The 13,378-nt window shown below is 70.5% G+C and carries 12 protein-coding genes; 5 read left to right on the forward strand and 7 right to left on the reverse strand.

Annotation, left to right across the window (positions count from 1 at the left end):
- Positions 1 to 35: 35 nt before the first annotated feature.
- Entirely contained in the window at positions 36 to 1,259 is a 1,224-nt protein-coding gene (locus tag AB0K21_RS17200) for a histidine kinase (RefSeq protein WP_343977803.1), read from the reverse strand.
- Positions 1,260 to 1,398: 139 nt separating this feature from the next.
- Here AB0K21_RS17200 and AB0K21_RS17205 point away from each other — a divergent pair, with 139 nt between their 5' ends.
- Positions 1,399 to 1,599, forward strand: coding sequence for a hypothetical protein (locus tag AB0K21_RS17205; protein ID WP_343977800.1), 201 nt, complete (start codon positions 1,399 to 1,401; stop codon positions 1,597 to 1,599).
- Between the two features lie 75 nt (positions 1,600 to 1,674).
- On the forward strand, positions 1,675 to 2,814 hold the full coding sequence (locus AB0K21_RS17210; protein ID WP_343977797.1) for a cystathionine gamma-synthase: 1,140 nt from the start codon (positions 1,675 to 1,677) through the stop codon (positions 2,812 to 2,814).
- 14 nt (positions 2,815 to 2,828) lie between these two features.
- Here AB0K21_RS17210 and AB0K21_RS17215 read toward each other — a convergent pair whose 3' ends face one another.
- A complete protein-coding gene (locus AB0K21_RS17215; protein WP_343977794.1) occupies positions 2,829 to 3,254 on the reverse strand; it encodes a hypothetical protein in 426 nt (141 codons plus the stop codon).
- A 531-nt stretch (positions 3,255 to 3,785) separates the two neighbouring features.
- Between AB0K21_RS17215 and AB0K21_RS17220 the strand changes: the two genes are divergently transcribed.
- Entirely contained in the window at positions 3,786 to 4,199 is a 414-nt protein-coding gene (locus tag AB0K21_RS17220; RefSeq protein ID WP_343977791.1) for a DUF6292 family protein, read from the forward strand.
- A 23-nt stretch (positions 4,200 to 4,222) separates the two neighbouring features.
- Here the strand turns inward: AB0K21_RS17220 and AB0K21_RS17225 are convergent, their stop codons facing one another.
- The gene (locus tag AB0K21_RS17225; protein ID WP_364150933.1) at positions 4,223 to 6,169 is read right to left on the reverse strand and encodes a hypothetical protein; all 1,947 of its coding nucleotides are present in this window, start codon (positions 6,167 to 6,169) and stop codon (positions 4,223 to 4,225) included.
- 10 nt (positions 6,170 to 6,179) lie between these two features.
- Positions 6,180 to 7,577 carry a sigma 54-interacting transcriptional regulator gene (locus AB0K21_RS17230; protein WP_364150936.1) on the reverse strand — a complete coding sequence of 466 codons (1,398 nt, stop codon included), beginning with the start codon at positions 7,575 to 7,577 and terminating at the stop codon, positions 6,180 to 6,182.
- Between the two features lie 279 nt (positions 7,578 to 7,856).
- Here AB0K21_RS17230 and AB0K21_RS17235 point away from each other — a divergent pair, with 279 nt between their 5' ends.
- The gene (locus AB0K21_RS17235) at positions 7,857 to 9,038 is read left to right on the forward strand and encodes an FIST N-terminal domain-containing protein (RefSeq protein ID WP_364150939.1); all 1,182 of its coding nucleotides are present in this window, start codon (positions 7,857 to 7,859) and stop codon (positions 9,036 to 9,038) included.
- 58 nt (positions 9,039 to 9,096) lie between these two features.
- Here the strand turns inward: AB0K21_RS17235 and AB0K21_RS17240 are convergent, their stop codons facing one another.
- The gene (locus AB0K21_RS17240) at positions 9,097 to 9,711 is read right to left on the reverse strand and encodes a hypothetical protein (RefSeq protein ID WP_343977779.1); all 615 of its coding nucleotides are present in this window, start codon (positions 9,709 to 9,711) and stop codon (positions 9,097 to 9,099) included.
- A gap of 222 nt (positions 9,712 to 9,933) precedes the next feature.
- Here AB0K21_RS17240 and ilvA point away from each other — a divergent pair, with 222 nt between their 5' ends.
- The gene (gene ilvA, locus AB0K21_RS17245; protein ID WP_343977776.1) at positions 9,934 to 11,142 is read left to right on the forward strand and encodes a threonine ammonia-lyase; all 1,209 of its coding nucleotides are present in this window, start codon (positions 9,934 to 9,936) and stop codon (positions 11,140 to 11,142) included.
- A 42-nt stretch (positions 11,143 to 11,184) separates the two neighbouring features.
- On the opposite strand, the gene AB0K21_RS17250 is transcribed toward ilvA, so the two are convergent.
- Together AB0K21_RS17250 and AB0K21_RS17255 are read right to left on the reverse strand one after the other, a co-directional pair.
- Positions 11,185 to 12,687, reverse strand: a complete 1,503-nt coding sequence (locus tag AB0K21_RS17250; RefSeq protein WP_343977772.1) for a M1 family metallopeptidase — start codon at positions 12,685 to 12,687, stop codon at positions 11,185 to 11,187.
- A 73-nt stretch (positions 12,688 to 12,760) separates the two neighbouring features.
- Complete coding sequence (locus tag AB0K21_RS17255; protein WP_343977769.1) at positions 12,761 to 13,183, reverse strand: RDD family protein; 423 nt, start codon at positions 13,181 to 13,183, stop codon at positions 12,761 to 12,763.
- Between the last annotated feature and the right edge of the window lie 195 nt (positions 13,184 to 13,378).

A 13,378-nucleotide genomic window follows, 5' to 3' on the forward strand; every position in this document is an offset into this window, starting at 1 on the left:
GAGACCCAGGCCGGTATTCGGGCCGTCCCTGCGGATCAGAGGGGGAACTCGGCCGTCACCTCCCAGGCGCCGGAACGGGTGGGCCCGGCCATGAGCCTGCCGCCGAGCGCCTCGACGCGCTCGACCATGCCCACCAGGCCGAAGCCGCCGCCGAGGTGGGAGATCCTGGCATCGGACACCGAGCCGTAGTTGCGCACCCGCAGCCGCACGGCGTCCCCGGCCGCGTTCTCCCGGCTCCCCGGCTCCCAGCCCTTCCCCGCGCGCTCGCTCTCGGCCCAGGCGCGCAGGTCGGAGCCGTCGGTCAGTCTCAGGTCCGCCTCGACCCAGCCGGTGCCGGGAGCATGCCGGCGGACGTTGGTCAGCGACTCCTGGAGGACCCGGTGGAGGGTGGTCATCACCTCCGGGGCCAAGGTGCCGTCGGTGATGCCCTGACCGATGTCGAAGGCGACCTGGGGGCCGGCGGCGGAGAAACGCTCGACCATCGTGCGCATGTCCATGAGCGTGCTGCCCGGTGACCGGGCGGCCTCGTCCTGCGCGCGGAGCACGCTGACCAGGCGGCGCATCGAGGTCAGCGCGTCGGCCCCGGCACCGGCGATCGCCTCCAGGGAGGGGATCACGGCCTCCGGTTTCCGCTCGGCGACGATCTTGGCGGCCTGCGCCTGCACCACGATCCCGGTGATGTGGTGGGCGACCAGGTCGTGCAGTTCCCTGGCCAACTCCAGGCGCTCGGCCCGCCGTACCGACTCCACGGCCTCCCTGCGGCGCTCCTGCTGAAAGCGGAGGTAGGCGCCGACACCGGCGGCCAACGACCAGCTCACGAAGAGCAGGAAGCCGGTGACCAGGCTGGCGGTCGTCTCGTTCAGGCGTACGCAGGACGCCTCCAGCACGACCATCGCCGCCAGCGCGAACAGCGCGGCCCGCCGCACCGGCTCGATCGCCCGCAGCCCGCCGACGGTGAGGACCAGCAGCGTTCCGATCTCGGCCAGGCCGGGTCCGCCGTTACCCTCGGTGATGCCGACGGCCAGGCTGCACAGGAAGGACACCGTCAGCAGGGCGACGAACCCGCCGACCCGCAGGCGGCGGCGCCACAGCACCGCCGCGACGCCCAGCACGCCGCACAGCAGAACCGGCCACATCGCCTCCCCGTGCGAGCTCGTCACGATCAGAACGTCGAGCAGCAGGAGCAGGAGGAGCCAGCCGATCAACGCGATCTCGCTGAGCCGTTTGACCCAGTAGACGAGCCGGTTCGTTTCCCCCACGGTCCCAGAGCCTAAACCTGAAGGGGGAGGTGGCATATCGGCCGTTCGGCTGAGCCGTCCCGGTTCGAACCGGTCCTTCAGCGGAGGCGGTGCCAGGGCGGCCGCACCGATGCTTGACATGTCGAAGGGGGAGAGGGAAATGACTGTCATCGGAATTCTGCTGCCGGTCGCCGGCCTGCTGGTCGGCGTCGCCCTGACGCTCGCCGACCCGGTCCTGCTCTCGCGGATCACCGGGGAGCGCGCAGAGGGAGCCGAGGAAGGCGGTGCGGAGCGGTTGTACGTGCCCCTTGGCGGATGGGTGCGCCGAGGGAGTGGGGCGAGTGGTCTGCGTGCTCCCTAGCGGGGGCGCGTCGAGGGGTGGCGGGAGCGGTTTGCGTGCTCTGAGGGCGCCGATGTTGCGAGTAGCGTTGACCCCATGAACCAAGGATTCGAGACGCTGGCCATCCACGCAGGTCAGGAACCCGACCCCTACACCGGGGCGGTGGTTCCGCCGATCTACGCGGTGTCCACCTACAAGCAGGACGGCGTTGGTGGTCTGCGCGCCGGATATGAGTACAGCCGGTCGGCCAACCCGACCAGGACGGCGCTGGAAGAGGCCATGGCCGCGGTCGAGGGCGGCAGCCGCGGCCTGGCCTTCGCCTCGGGCCTGGCGGCCGAGGACACGGTGCTCCGCACGATCTGCAAGCCGGGCGACCATGTCATCATCCCGAACGACGCCTACGGGGGCACCTACCGCCTGTTCGCCAAGGTGCACGAGCGCTGGGGGCTGCACTACGACCCGGTGCCGCTGGGCGACCTGGCGGCGGTGGCGGCCGCGGTGACCCAGAAGACCAGGGTCATCTGGGTGGAGACGCCCACCAACCCGCTGCTCGGCATCGCGGACATCGCGGCCTTGGCCCAGCTCGCGCGCGACTGCGGCGCGTTGCTGGTGGTGGACAACACCTTCGCCTCTCCGTACCTGCAGCAGCCGCTGGCGCTGGGCGCGGACGTGGTCGTGCACTCCACCACCAAGTACGTGGGCGGCCACTCCGACGTGGTCGGCGGCGCGCTCGTCGCACGCGACGCCGGGCTGGGCGAGGAGCTCGCGTACCACCAGAACGCGATGGGCGCGGTGGCCGGGCCGTTCGACGCCTGGCTGACGCTGCGCGGTCTCAAGACGCTCGGGGTGCGGATGGACCGCCACTGCGAGAACGCCGAACGGGTGGTGGATCTGCTACTCGCCCATCCGCGGGTGACCTCGGTGCTCTATCCGGGCCTGGCCGAGCACCCCGGTCACGAGGTGGCGGCCAAGCAGATGAGGCGCTTCGGCGGCATGGTCTCCTTCCGGATGGCCGGAGGGGAGGCCGAGGCGGTCGAGGTGTGCGACCGGACCAGGCTGTTCACCCTGGGCGAGTCGCTCGGCGGTGTGGAGTCGCTGATCGAGCACCCCGGCCGGATGACCCATGCCTCCGTGGCGGGTTCGCCGCTGGAGGTCCCCGGCGACCTGGTCCGCCTGTCGGTCGGCATCGAGTCGGTCGACGACCTCCTCGCCGACCTCACCCAGGCGCTGGGGTAGGAGCGCGGGCGCGCTCAGACCGGGTTGAACCAGACCATCAGTGCCAGGATGACGATCCAGATCAGCACGATCACGCCGGAGAAGGCGGCGATCCGGCCGGTCTGAACCTTGGCGTCGTCCTCCGGGCTCTCGCTGGAGAGGACCCGGATGGCGGCGCCCTGGTCGCGGGCCACCATGAACAGCAGTCCCAAGGTGACGATGAAGAGCGTCATGGAGACCGACAGGTACGGCCTGCCGAGGAACTCGCGGCCCAGCAACAGGCCGAACAGGAAGATCCCCAGGGAGGCGAAGCCGTAGATACGGGTGGTCTTGTGCAGGTAGCGCAGGACGTCGACGTTCTTGGCACGGATGAATCTGGGAGTGGACATCATGGCGGCGGTCACCGGGCCCAGAGCGAAGATCGAAAAGCCGATGTGCAGCCAGAGCAGCAGGTCTGTCATGCGCCAGACATTAGTCTTCGTCGATCTCTTCTGGGTACGGCTCGCTCGGACGTCACCGACCAGCAGTGATCTTTTGAAGACGGTTCCGGTGCGGCGGGCGGGCGGGTCCCGGCCCCCTGGTCGTCCCGCGGGGGCCGTGCGGACCGGGCCGGTCGGACATTCGGGGGGATGTCACTCGCCGTCGATGGTGTCGTGCCTGTCCCGGCCGTGCGGGACCATGCACAACTCGAAGCAGACGCAGACAATGAGCATCAGTGCCACGAGAGTTCCCGCGAGCATCGGACTCATTCCTCCCCCTTGAATTGGTGAACTTTCTTTACTAGGTAGACGGCGGCAGCCCCGAAGACGTTGTTACGGAAGGGTCACGGTTTGCGAGGTGGTCGATCTTCGAATCCTGCTTCGAGCACACCCGGGGATGAGTAGGATCGAAAAGAGTCCGTTCCCGTGTGATGAGACCGGCGGCGAAGTCGTGGTCGTGCCGGGCGGGCCTTCCACCGAACAGAGATAAGACGGCACGAAGGAGTGCCAGCCGTGGCTGTCAAACACGTTGAGCCGTACACCGAGGAGTGGCGGGACCAGCCGGCCCACTATGTCGGCCTCGTCGTCGAAGCCCTGGGTGACCAGGTCGAGAGCTGGTGGCGGGGACCCTGCGACCCGCGCACCGTCACCGTCCGCCTGACCGGAGGCGACGCGCTGGTCTGGGACGAGGAGAGCGGCTGGCGCCGTGGCCGCTACGCGAGCGGTGACCCGGGCACCCCCACGGTCCTCGCCGAGGATCGCTATCTCGGCGGCGGCCTGCTGCTCTCTCCCCGGCGGATCCCCTCCGCGATCGCCGACGCCCGCGCGGGTGTCGGCAACAGCACGGCGTGGCGTCCCTGCTACCGCTCCTACCGCCACTACCACGACGGCTTCGACCTGGCACTCGACGGCTACGCCGACTTCTGAGCCCTCAGGCGGGCCGGGGGCCGTCAGCGCGTGCGACGGGCCCGCAGGAAGTCGCTGACGACGTACTCTCCCAGGCGGTCGGCGCCTGGAGAGAAGACCCGGCCGCCGTTGCGCCGCCCGACCTCGTTCACGAAATCCTTCAGACGCTCGTCATCGGCGAGCATGAAGACGTTGAGCGTCGCCCTGCGCCGGGTCATCTTGTCGACCTCGGCGAGCGTCAGCTCCAGCGTCTCCTGGGTGGGCGGCCACTCGAAGGCCGCCGAGCCGTTGCGCCGCAGGTGGGCGGTGGGCTCACCGTCGGTGACCACGAGCACGACCGGCTCGAAGTCGGGGTGGCGGTCCAGGTGGCGCCCGGCGATCAGCAGGGCGTGGTGCAGGTTCGTCCCCTGGACCATGTCCCACTCCAGGCCCGCCAGCTCGTCGGGCTGCAGCACGCGGGCGTAGTTGGAGAAGCCGATGATCTGCACCGAGTCCTGCGGGAACTTCGAGGCCACCAGCGCCTGCAGCGCCATCGCCGTCTGCTTGGCGGCCGCCCAGGTGCCGCGGAGCGCCATCGAGTAGGACAGGTCGACCAGCAGGCAGACCGCCGCCGCCGTACGCCGCTCGGTCTCGGCCACCTCGAAGTCGTCGACGGACAGGGTCACCGCGCCGGTGCTCCCTCCGCGCCGGACGCCGTTGATCACCGTGCGCACCACGTCGATCGGCTGCTCGTCGCCGAACCGCCAGGGCCGTGAGGAGCCGGTGAGCTCACCGGCCGAACCGGCGTCCACCTGGTCGTGGTCGCCGCGGCGTCCGCTCTCCAGGGAGGCGAAGACGCGGCGCAGCGCGGTCTCGCCCAGGCGCCTGACGGCCTTCGGGGTGAGCTCCAGCTTGCCGCGCCGGCGCAGCAGGTAGCCCTGCTGCTCCAGCTCGCGCTCGACCTGCCTGAGCGCCCGCAGGTCGTCGACGGCCGCCCGGCCGAGGGCACGCCGGATCGCGGCCTCGTCGATGTCGTCCATTCGGGCGCCGGGGTAGTCCTGGCGGAGCGCGGCCTCCAGCTGGGTCAGGTCGGCGAGCTCGTCCAGCGCGCTCACCGCGTCGGACATCCCCATCGGCTCGTCGCCGCTCAGCCGCTCCGGGGTGTTCCAGGCGAGGTCGGGGCGGCGGGCGTACAGGGACTCGCCCAGGCGGCGCATCTGCTCGTCCAGCCTGGCCTGGGCGAGCGTCTGCTCGATCAGCCGGCCCAGTTCCTCGCGCTGGGCCGGGGTCAGGGAGGCCAGCAGGCGCTGGGTGGCCGCGGCCCGCCGGGCGAGGGTGTCGACCAGCTCCTCCAGGTTCCGCGGCGACTCCGGAAACATGTCCCCATATTTCGACATGAAATTATCGAAATCAGCCTGAGTGTGCTCACCACGGGCGTCCCGGTCGAGCATGTCGTTCAGGTCGGACATCATCTCCCTGACCCGCTCCATGGCGGCGGGGTCGGGATTGGCCAGGGCCTGCCGCATGCCGCGGAACTGGCTGTCGAGCACCTCCCCGCGCAGCAGGTCGCGCAGTTCCTCGAAGGTCTGCCTGGCGGCGGCCGAGCGCCACCGGTAGTCCCCCAGCTCCCGGATGGCGCTCGCCGTGTCGTCGGGGAGGGCGGCCAGCTCCGCCTCGCGGAGCCTGGCCTCGTCCGAGGGGTCGGGGAACAGCTCGGCCCGCTCCTGGCCGATCGCCTTGTCCAGCAGCGCCCTGGCCCGCTCCAGCGTGCCGTCCAGGCGTCCGCGCTCGCGCAGCTCCCGGCGCCGGCGCCGCACCTCGCGGAGCAGATCGTCGAGCCCGCGCCGATTCTGCGCGCCCGGCAGGCCCTCCTTGAGCAGGTCACGCAGGGCGTGGGCGGGGTTGGAACCGGACAGGATCGCGTCGCCCATCCGATCCAGCGCCGAACGGACGTCGTACGGAGGGGCGAGCGGGTCGGGCCCGTCCCGGTATTCGCCGTAGCGATAGCTCATGCCAGACACCTCAGGTGCGGTAGGTCGTCGTGCCGTCCACCTCGTCCTTGGAGAGCCGACGCAGGAGATACAGGCCCTCCAGGGCGAATTCCAGCGCGGCGGCGGCGTGGCCGGGCGACTCGTCGCCGATGCCGAGCTGGGACATGATCTTCGCCAGGCCCTGCACCGGGCCGATCCTGCGCAGCAGCTCGGCCGCCGGGACCGCCACCCCCGACTCGACCTGGACGCCCTCCGCGAACCTGTCCAGCAACGGGGCCAGGTCCGTGCCGCCGAGCGTGCCGCGGAACGTCTCGGCCACCGCCCTGCGGAGCAGATGCGAGAGCACCTCGGTCTCCCGGCCCTCCTCGCTGACCTCGAACTCCACCTTGCCGCGGAGCGTGTGCACGATCCCCGGAAGGTCGGCGACCCTGGCCACCGCGTGGTCCTCGCCGGTCAGCGCCGCACGCCGGATGGCCGAGGCGGCCGCGGTCTCGGCCGCGGCGATGGAGAAGCGGGCCGAGACGCCAGAGCGCGCGTCCACGGCGGTGGACTCGCGGACCAGCCGGGTGAAGCGGGCGATCACCTCGATCAAATGGTCGGGCAGGTCGGCGCCCACCTGATCGAGAGCGGCCTCCTGACGGATCAGCACCAGCTCGGTCTCGATCGAGAGCGGGTAGTGGGTGCGGATCTCGGCGCCGAAACGGTCCTTCAGCGGGGTGATGATCCGGCCGCGGTTGGTGTAGTCCTCGGGGTTGGCGCTGGCGATCAGCAGGATGTCCAGGGGCAGGCGCAGGTTGTAGCCCCTGACCTGGATGTCGCGCTCCTCCAGCACGTTGAGCAGCGAGACCTGGATGCGCTCGGCCAGGTCGGGCAGTTCGTTGACGGAGAACACGCCCCGGTTGCTCCGGGGCACCAGGCCGTAGTGAACGGTCTCCGGGTCACCGAGCGTGCGTCCCTCAGCGATCTTGATCGGGTCGATGTCGCCGATCAGGTCGCCGACGGAGGTGTCCGGGGTGGCGAGTTTCTCGCCGTACCGTTCGTCCCGGTGTTTCCAGGAGATCGGCAGTTCCTCACCCGCCTCGTCGGCCAGGCGGCGGCAGCGGACGCACGAGGGCCGGTAGGGATGGTCGTTGATCTCGCAGCCCTCGACGACGGGGGTCCACTCGTCGAGGAGCCCGGTCACGGTGCGGATCAGCCGGGTCTTGCCCTGGCCACGCTCACCGAGCAGGACCAGGTCATGCCCGGCGAGAAGCGCCCGCTCCAGGTATGGCAGGACGGTGTCGTCGAAGCCCACGATGCCGGGGAACCGCGACTCCCCTGCCCGCAGGCGGGCCAGGAGGTTCTCACGGATCTCGGCCTTTACCGTACGGTGAATATGGCCGCTCGCGCGCAGCTCGCGCAGAGTACGTGGCTCTGGGATTTGAGGCACGGGATCGAGCCTACGTCCACAACACCCGATCCGGCACTCTCATCCCTCTTTCGGATCTTGACTATTGTGTGGGGCTCGACACGAGTGCTTGTGTCGGCAGTGGGGAGAATCGCTCCAAGACAAGACACCGGATGACTTCAGGATCAAGCGTCAGGACGGCCTCGGGGGGACGTCGGACGGTTCCGGCATTCACGAACTTCACGGCGAGCTTCGGGCGAGACCACGGTCACTCCCGGGCGAGCCGTCAGACAAGAGGGAGAGGCGAGACGAGTGGCGCTGATGACGAGCCGTTTCGCCGATGGCCTCGCGGTGGGGTCCGATCTGGTCGCCGCAGCCGAGACCGCGGTGCGCCAAGCTCTGTCCGGCCTGTCCGGACCCGCTGACCTGCTCTGCTTTTTCATCTGCGGGGACGATCCCGACGACGTCTCCCGCGCCGGACTGCGTGCGATGAGCATGGCACCGGGCGCCGCCGTCCTTGGCTGCAGCGCCACCGGGGTCATCGGTGACGGGCAGGGGGTGGAGGTCACCCCGGCGGTCAGTGCCTGGGCCGCCACCCTCGACGGGGCCAGGCTGACGACCTTCGCGCTCGACACGCTGCGGACCGACGACCGCTTCGTCGTGGTCGGCCTGCCCGACTGCGGCCCCGACGATCACGCCGCCATCCTGCTCGCCGACCCCTACACCTTCCCCACCGACGGTTTCGTCGAGCGCTCGGAGGAGGTCATGGGAGACCTTCCGCTGATCGGCGGCCTGGCCAACGCGATCCAGGGCCGCGGCGCGGTGCGGCTGTTCGCCGACGGGAGGATCTACACCGAGGGGGCCGTCGGGGTGCTGCTCAGCGGTGACCTCAACGTCAGCACCGTGGTCAGCCAGGGCTGCCGCCCGATCGGCCCGACGATGGCCGTCACCTCCGTCGAGGACAACCTGCTGCTCGAACTCGCGGGGCAGCCCGCTCTGGCCCGGTTGGAGGAGATCGTCAGCGCCCTGGACGAGGACGACCGCGACCTGGTCGCCTCGGGGCTGCAGATCGGCATCGCCATGGACGAGTACGCGGAACGGCACGAGCGCGGCGACTTCCTGATCAGGGGCGTGCTCGGCATCGACCCCGAACGCGAGGCGGTGGCCATCGGCGACGTCGTCGAGATCGGGCGTACCGTCCGGTTCCAGGTCCGCGACGCCGCCACCGCCGACGAGGACCTGTACGAGCTGCTCGACGCCCACAGAGAGGCGTTCGGCCGGGTGGACGGCGCCCTGCTGTTCTCCTGCAACGGCCGGGGCTCGGCCATGTTCGGCAGCGCCGACCACGACGCCGTCGCCGTCCGCGACACCCTGGGCCCCATCGGGGTGGCCGGATTCTTCGCCGCGGGAGAGGTGGGCCCGGTGGGCGGCCACAACCACGTCCACGGCTTCACCGCCTCGGTCCTGGTCTTCTCCGCCCGGCCGCCGGCCGGCCAGCCCTGAGATCAGCCGATCCTGGGCGGGCCGAGATACGGTCGACCCCGCCGTCCGGACTGGACGGTCATCGTGAGGCGAGGGCCCTGCTCGCGGTGTGGGCCGCTCGGTGTTCGGCGTCCACGATCTTCTCCAGCGCCTCGGGGTCCATGACGATGCCGGACTCGGGGATCTCGGCACGGCTGCGCGGGGAGATCGGCAGGCCGACGGCGGCGAACCGGTCCGCCAGGTGCCCGAACGCCGGGCCGTCGACGCCGGAATCGTTGAGCAACGCCTCAAGGAGGGTGCTGCCCCTCGGCGCGAAGAAGGTTCCCTCGCTGTCGATCGCGACGATCGGCGGCCGCTCCGCCCGCTCGTCCGGGTGCAGCCAGTATCCGTACACGCCGTCGCCGAGCGAGGGCGAGTTGAACGTCTCCACGACGGGGAACAGGTGGCTCAGTACCTCCGACCACGATCCGCCGATCTCCCGGTTGGCGGCGTCGTCGAACACCGGGTGGGTGCTTCCCGGCCCCAGCACGGTGATCTCCAGCTCGTGCAGCGGGTCGGCGTCCGGGCCCGCGTGGAGGGGCCGGGAGGCCTGGATGGCGACCATCCGCAGCAGCTCACCGGGGATCGGGCGGTCGCCGAGCCACCGCCTCGCCCATTCGACGTACTCCTCCTCCGTGAATCGCCCGTCCGTCATCTCAGGACACCTTGCTCCCCGGTGCAGGCCACCGCGTACATCTTGCGCTCCGTGTTGTCCAGGAACCGATGCCGATCCCGTCTCCGCCCGAGTCTGCCCGCACCGTCTTGTGAAGTCCTTGTAAGCGACTGGGGGCGATCGCGGGTGGTGGTCGCCCCGTCCGGCGAGCGCTCCCGCCAGGTCCGGTGCGAAAGCGCGAGCGCGCGCCGTACGATGGCCCGCATGTCGGAGTCTCGGGTGACCTACGAGGACGTGGTCGCCGCGCGCGAGTCGCTGGCCGACGTCGCTCTGCGCACCCCGCTGCTCCACTCACACGTGCTGTCGGGCATCGTCGGCGGGCCCGTCCACCTCAAGTGCGAGCACCTGCAGCGCTCGGGTTCCTTCAAGATCCGGGGGGCGTACGTCAGGATCGCCGGGCTGACCGAGAGCGAGCGGCGGCGAGGGGTGGTCGCGGCCAGTGCGGGCAACCACGCGCAGGGTGTGGCGCTCGCCTCCGGACTGGTCGGGACCTCCTCGACGGTCTACATGCCGCAGGGGGCGCCGCTGCCCAAGGTGGCCGCCACCCGCTCGTACGGCGCCGAGGTGATCTTCGCGGGCGACACCGTGGACGTCGCGCTGGAGCGGGCGGGGGAGCATGCCGAGCGGACCGGAGCGGTGTTCATCCATCCCTTCGACCACCCCGACGTCATCGCCGGGCAGGGCACGATCGGGCTGGAGATCGTGGAGCAGCTTCCCGAGGTCGGCACGATCGTGATGTCACTGGGCGGCGGCGGGCTGGCCGCCGGGGTCGCGCTGGCGGCCAAGTCGCTGAGGCCGGGCGTGCGGATCGTCGGGGTCCAGGCCGAGCGGGCCGCCGCCTACCCGGCGTCGCTGGCCGCCGGGCATCCGGTCGAGGTCCGGCCCGCCTCGACGATGGCCGACGGCATCGCCGTGGGCCGCCCGGGCGAGCTGCCCTTCGAGCTGATCCACTACCTGGTCGACAACGTCGTCACCGTCACCGAGAGCCAGATCTCCCAGGCGCTGGTGCTCTGCCTCGAACGGGCCAAGCAGGTCGTCGAGCCGGCGGGCGTGGCCGGGGTGGCCGCGATCCTGGCCCACCCGCGGGTCTTCGAGCCGCCCGTGGTGGCGGTGCTCTCCGGGGGCAACGTCGACCCGCTGCTGCTGGCCAAGGTCCTCCGGCACGGCCTGGCCGCGGCGGGGCGCTATCTCACCATGCGGGTGCCGCTCTCCGACAGGCCGGGTGCGTTGGCGAGGTTGCTGGCCAGGCTGGCGGAACTCGGCGCCAACGTGCTCGACGTCGTGCACGAGCGGCTGGGCATGCACCCCGGCGAGGTCGAGGTCCAGCTCCAACTGGAGACCAGGGGGCCGGCGCACTCCGCGGAGGTGCTGGGCTCCCTGCGGACGGACGGGTACAAGATCGTCTGTACCTGAGCCGTCACCGGGCGCCCGGCTCCTCGCCGCATCGGGCCCGCGTCACCAGGTGGACGGCTTCTCGGCGGTGAACAGCCAGGCGTCGAAGAGGGCTTCGAGGTTCTTGCCGGAGATCTTCTCGGCCATCGCGATGAATTCCGGGGTCGTGACACTCCCGTACTTGTGCGTGGCGACCCACTGCTTCAGGAGCTTGAAGAACGCCTGGTCGCCGATCCGCTGCCTGAGCGCGTGCAGCGTCATACCACCCCGGGTGTAGACGGAATTGTTGAACAGGTCCTCCGGCCTGGCCCGGCCGGGGGCGTAGCTCCAGATGGGGTCGCCGACGGCGGCGGCGTAGTGCCTGCGGAAGAGCTGCTCGGTGGTGGCCCGGCCCTCGTGCTCCGACCAGAGCCACTCGGCGTAGGTCGCGAAGCCCTCGTTGAGCCACAGGTCCTTCCACCGCTTGATGCTGAGGCTGTCGCCGAACCACTGGTGGGCCAGCTCGTGGGCGATGATGTCCTCGTCGGGGGCGAACCCGCCGTACATGGGCTTGGTCTGGTTCTCCAGCGCGTAGCCCGCGGGGAAGTCGTCGACCACGCCCCCGGTGGAGGAGAAGGGGTAGGGGCCGAAGAGCGTGCTCCAGTAGTCGGTGACCTTGCCCGACACGTCGTACAGCCTCCGCAGCGAACCACGGAAGATCGGGTCGACGGCCGCCAGGTTCTTCAGGCCCCCGGGGGTCTTGCCCTGGAGCACCTCGAACCTGCCCAGCGTCATGGTGGCCAGGTAACTGGCCATCGGGTGGCTCTCCCGCCACCGGAAGGTCGTCCTGCCCCCGGCGGTCTTCGGCTCGCCGACGAGCTCGCCGTTGGCCAGCGCCGTCAGCCCCGCGGGCACGGTGAGCTCGAAGTCGTAGCGCGCCTTGTCGGCGGGGTGGTCGTTGCTGGGGAACCAGGTCTTGGCGCCGTTGGGCTGGCCCGTGACGAACGCGCCGTCCTGGGTCGGGATGAAGCCGTACGTGCCCAGATTGGAGGAGTTCCGGACAGGTTTGGGCTCTCCGGCGTACGTGACGTCGACGGCGAACGTCGCGTCGTTCGGGATGGACTCGGCGGGGGTGACGGTGAGCTCGCTTCCGGCCCGATCGAATCTCGCGGGCCTGCCGTCCACGGTGACCCGGCTGACCGTGAAGCCTGAGAGGTCGAGGTTGAAGCTCGCCAGGTGCTGGGTGGCCCGGGCCTCGATCCTGGCCGTCCCGGCCAGGTGCTTGGCGGACGGGGTGTAGCCCAGCTTGAGCAGGTAGTGGTCGACGTCGTAGCCGCCGTTGCCGTCGGTGGGGAAGTCGGAGTCGCCGATCCCGGGGGCACCGGGCCTGGCCCTGGTGTCGGCGGCGGAGCTGGACAGGGGGGAGGCGGAGGGGCCCGACAGCGTCGAGTTCACCGTCGAGTTGACGGTCGAGCCCGCCGCCGGGGCGCTCTCCCCGCTCGACGCGGCACAGGCGACCGTGCCGATGGTGCCGAGCGTGCTGAGCAGAGCGGCGGTCGCCGTGGTGGCCAGCCGTTTGGACGCCATACCCCTAACACCCCTTCCCCGGCCCGCTGAGCCGAGCTCGTGCATGGCACACTACGCGACTGACCTGCGTCGATCAGGCGTCTATGACAAGCGTTCTGGCCGCGATGTCGTGCACGGCCTGCTTGCGTGACTGAAAAAGGATGAAAGCCAGGTCTATCCACCCCAGGCAGCAGGTGATGTACATCACCCACCGGACCAGCTCGCGAATCGCGGCCTGCCCGACGTCGGCCCTTCGCCCGCCGAGGTCGACCACGCGCAGGTGGAAGAGACGCTTGCCGAGCGTCTGCCCGTTCCAGAAGGCGGTCAGCAGCCAGTAGTACAGAAAGCCGATCACCGCCACCAGGAGGGTCTCCGCGCGGGGTGTTATCGCGACGAAGCCCTCGGAGCCCGTGACGGTGCTGATGGTCCGGTAGCTGAACGGTGTGGAGATGAGGCTGATGATGACGAGGTCGAGGATGCCCGCGAACAGGCGGCGCCATCGTCCGCCCAGTCGCATGCCCCCGTCCCGGGGGGCACCGCCGAACGGCCCCTCACCGTAGCCGGGGCCGGGACCGTGGCCGGGGCCGGGTTCCGGGCCGGGGCCGTGGTGTGGACCGGGGCCGGGACCCGGGTGGCCCGGCCCCGGTGGAGCGGGATCGGACCACGGGTCCGATCCCCGGTCATCCGGCGGTGGCGGTATTGATCCCATTTA

Source organism: Streptosporangium sp. NPDC049248, assembly GCF_040678965.1.
GTDB classification, from domain to species: Bacteria; Actinomycetota; Actinomycetes; order Streptosporangiales; family Streptosporangiaceae; genus Streptosporangium; species Streptosporangium fukuiense.

Coding starts and splice junctions, on each gene's coding strand:
- AB0K21_RS17205 (WP_343977800.1), top strand. CDS start 1,399: ATGACTGTCATCGGAATTCTGCTGCCGGTCGCCGGCCTGCTGGTCGGC.
- AB0K21_RS17210 (WP_343977797.1), top strand. CDS start 1,675: ATGAACCAAGGATTCGAGACGCTGGCCATCCACGCAGGTCAGGAACCC.
- AB0K21_RS17215 (WP_343977794.1), bottom strand. CDS start 3,254: ATGACAGACCTGCTGCTCTGGCTGCACATCGGCTTTTCGATCTTCGCT.
- AB0K21_RS17225 (WP_364150933.1), bottom strand. CDS start 6,169: ATGAGCTATCGCTACGGCGAATACCGGGACGGGCCCGACCCGCTCGCC.
- AB0K21_RS17235 (WP_364150939.1), top strand. CDS start 7,857: ATGACGAGCCGTTTCGCCGATGGCCTCGCGGTGGGGTCCGATCTGGTC.
- AB0K21_RS17240 (WP_343977779.1), bottom strand. CDS start 9,711: ATGACGGACGGGCGATTCACGGAGGAGGAGTACGTCGAATGGGCGAGG.
- ilvA (WP_343977776.1), top strand. CDS start 9,934: ATGTCGGAGTCTCGGGTGACCTACGAGGACGTGGTCGCCGCGCGCGAG.
- AB0K21_RS17250 (WP_343977772.1), bottom strand. CDS start 12,687: ATGGCGTCCAAACGGCTGGCCACCACGGCGACCGCCGCTCTGCTCAGC.
- AB0K21_RS17255 (WP_343977769.1), bottom strand. CDS start 13,183: ATGCGACTGGGCGGACGATGGCGCCGCCTGTTCGCGGGCATCCTCGAC.